The 3,240-nt window shown below is 74.6% G+C and carries 1 protein-coding gene; it reads left to right on the forward strand.

Going from position 1 to position 3,240, the window contains the following annotated elements; all coding sequences use genetic code 11:
- Window positions 1-3,186, forward strand: a 3,186-nt coding sequence (locus tag ACFCX4_RS35485) for a polymorphic toxin-type HINT domain-containing protein (protein ID WP_376151474.1), incomplete at its 5' end; no start/stop codon positions are given.
- Between the last annotated feature and the right edge of the window lie 54 nt (window positions 3,187-3,240).

Consider the following 3,240-nt stretch of genomic DNA (forward strand, 5'->3'; position numbering starts at 1 on the left):
GGCCAGGCCGCGGCGCGCGCCCGCCGGGCGGCCGCCGACGCGGCCAACGACCGGGCGAAGGCCGGGATCGCCGCCGAGGCGGCCCGGGACGCCGAGGCCGCGGCCATCGCGGTCGAGTCCGCCGGGAAGGCCCTCGACGAGGCGGTCACGGCCAGCCTGCGCAGCAAGGACGCGGCGGACGCGGCGTTCAGCGCCGGCGGCCACGCCCTCGCGGCGGCCGGCTCGGCCGAGCAGGCGGGCGGCTACGCCTCGCAGGCGACCGCGCAGTCGGCCAAGGCCAAGCAGGCGGCCGCGTCCACCCGCCGGCACGCCCAGGAGGCGACCCGCGCCGCCACCGCCGCCAAGGCGCTGGCCGGCGACGCCCGGCAGGCCGCGCTCGACGCCAAGGCGTTCTCCGAATCGGCCGCCCAGCACGCCCGGGCCGCCGCCCAGGCCGCCGCCGACTCCGCCGCGCACGCCACCGAGGCGGCCCAGGCCGCGGCGGTCACCAGGGCCCACGCCACCGAGGCGCAGAACGCGGCGGCGAAGGCCAAGGAGGCCGTCGAGCAGGCCGGCCGGATCCAGGACCTGGCACGGCGCGCCGAGGCCGAGGACCTGGCGAGCCGTACGGCCGCGGCCGTCGAGAAGGCACGCGACGCCAAGGCCGCGTTCGAGGACGAGCGGACCCGGGCCGGCCAGGCCGTGCAGGAGGTCCGCCGGATCTCCGACGAGGCGAACCGGCTCGCGGCCGCGCTGGCGCAGCCGAACCCCGACACCGCGATGGTCGTCACCGACGGGCGCCGGCTGGCGCTGATGTCGATGCGGATCGCCGGTGCCTGGGAGGCCGCGGCCGCCCGCACCGCGCTGTCGGGCACGGACCAGGCGGTGCTGGAGTTCGTCCGCGCCGGCCGCACCAACGGCATCGCCCTCGACCAGCGGGCCCGGGTCGCGTCACTGGCCGGCGAGTCCGAGATGGCGGCGGTGCGTTCCGCCGCGGCGACGGCGCTGCAGGGCGACGCCGCGGCCGTCCGCGCGTTCCTGGACAACGGCCAGTACTCGGCGGCGGTCGCCGACTACCAGGTGAGCATCGCGCAGTCGATGAACGGCGCGGGGCCGGGCGTGCAGGCCGCGGGGCGGGCCGCGCTCAACGCGGGCACGGTCGACGCGCTGCGCGAGTACCTCGGCGGCGGGCGGTTCACCGCCCAGGTCGCCGACGACCAGGTGACGGCGGCCCAGCTGCGCAACGGCGCCGGGCCCGAGCTGGACGCGGCCGCCCGGGTGGCCCTGGCGAGCCCGCCGCAGTCGCTGCACGCGTTCGTCACCCAGGGGCAGTTCACCGCCCAGCGCAAGGACCAGCTCACCGCGACCCACGTCGCCGACGTCCAGCGGCTGATCGCCGAGGGTGCGGCGGCGACCGCGCTCGCCGAGCAGGCCTCGGCCGAGGCCGCGCAGGCGGCGGCGGTGGCGGGCCAGGCCGAGCAGGACGCGGCGTACTGGTCCGGCCGGGCCCAGGAGTCGGCCCGGACGGCCAACGAGCAGGCGGACCGGGCGAAGCAGCACGCCCGTCAGGCCGAGACCAGCGCCACCAAGGCCGCACAGGCGGCGAAGACCGCCACGGCGGCGCAGGACTCCGCGCACCGCGAGGTCGCGAAGGCGGACTACTCGGCCTTCAAGGCCGACAAGTCCGCGCAGTCAGCACGCGGTTCCGCCAAGTCGGCCTACGCCGCCGCGGCCTCCGCGCGGTCCTCGGCCGAGGCCGCCGGACAGGACGCCAGGAGCGCCGCCGAGGCGGCCGACGGCGCCTACCTGGCGTACGGCCAGAAGGTCCTGGCCGAGTACGTCGCGCAGATGCTGGCCCGCGAGCTGGAGCTTCAGGACCCGGCGAAGCAGGCGCAGCAGGACGAGCAGGACAGGAAGGCCGTCGACGACGCGACGAAGGGCAAGGACCGGGGCGACCGCGACGACCCGGGCTGGAGCTGGAACTTCGACTGGGACTGGCTGTCCCCGGTCAAGAAGGTCCTCCAGTGGTACGGCGACACCGCCAAGAAGGTGTTCGCGACCTACGTCTCCTTCTACAGCACCCTCTTCTCGATCTACGCCTCGATCGGCTCGTTCTACTCCAAGCTCTACCTCGACACCGTCCCGACGCTGGCCACCGAGGGCACCCAGTGCCTCTGGGGCAAGATCACGGGCGACGCCAAGTCCAAGTCGCCGCACTGCGAGAACGCACGGGACGCGGTCGGCGAACAGGTCGACAAGTTCCTCGACATCGTGCCGGGGAGCAGGAGCATCGGCGACAGGCTCGGGAAGTTCCTGGAGGACCACCTCCCGGACGTGGTCCGCTGCGCCTTCCAGAACAGCTTCCCGGCGGGCACGAACGTGCTGCTGGCCGACGGCTCCACCCGCCCGATCGAACGGATCGCGGTCGGCGACCTGGTCCTGGCCACCGACCCGGAGACCGGGCGGACCACGGCCAGGCGCGTCGAGGCCACCATCCTCACCCCCGAGGACCGCGACTTCACCGACCTGACGGTGCGTTCGCCGCAGGGCGCGGCCGGCACCCTGACCGCGACCGACCACCACCCGTTCTGGTCGGACAGCCGCCGGGCCTGGCTGGACGCGGCGGACCTGCGGCCCGGCGACACCCTGAGGACCCCGGCGGCCGGACCGGTGACGGTGGAGGCCGTCGGGCGCCGGCAGGCGCCGCAGCCTGCCTACAACCTGACCGTCGAGGACGTCCACACGTACTACGTGCTGGCCGGCGCCGCTCCCGTGCTGGTGCACAACGCCACGGTCGTGGAGTGCGACAAGTACACGATCTACAAGGAGGGCTACGGGCTCGACACCTCGAAGCAGGGCATCTACGCCAAGATCCAGGACGGCGTGGTCAACTTCACCGTCCGCGCGCCCGAAACCGCCCCCAAGCGCGGCCGGGAGATGTTCAAGGACATGATGGACCAGGTCGGCAAGAAGGTGCAGGCCATCGAGGGCGACTGGCGGGCCGGCGGCGACCTCACCGACAACCTCGACAAGTTCAACGAGCTCCTGCGGGCCGACCCGAACCTGAGTCTGGAGGATGCGGCCAAGCAGACCTTCACCGGCAAGATGGCCGTGGAGTACGGCTTCGACTCCGTGGCGTCCATCGAGGTGCACGGCCACCGGGGGGCCTACGACGACGTCCTCGTCGAGTTCCGCAAGAAGCAGTGACCGCGCGGTCCCCGCGGTGACACCGCGGGGCCGGGCGGCCGGAGGCCTTCCGCC

It is taken from the genome of Kitasatospora sp. NPDC056327 (assembly GCF_042261735.1).
In the GTDB taxonomy this organism is placed as follows: Bacteria; Actinomycetota; Actinomycetes; order Streptomycetales; family Streptomycetaceae; genus Kitasatospora.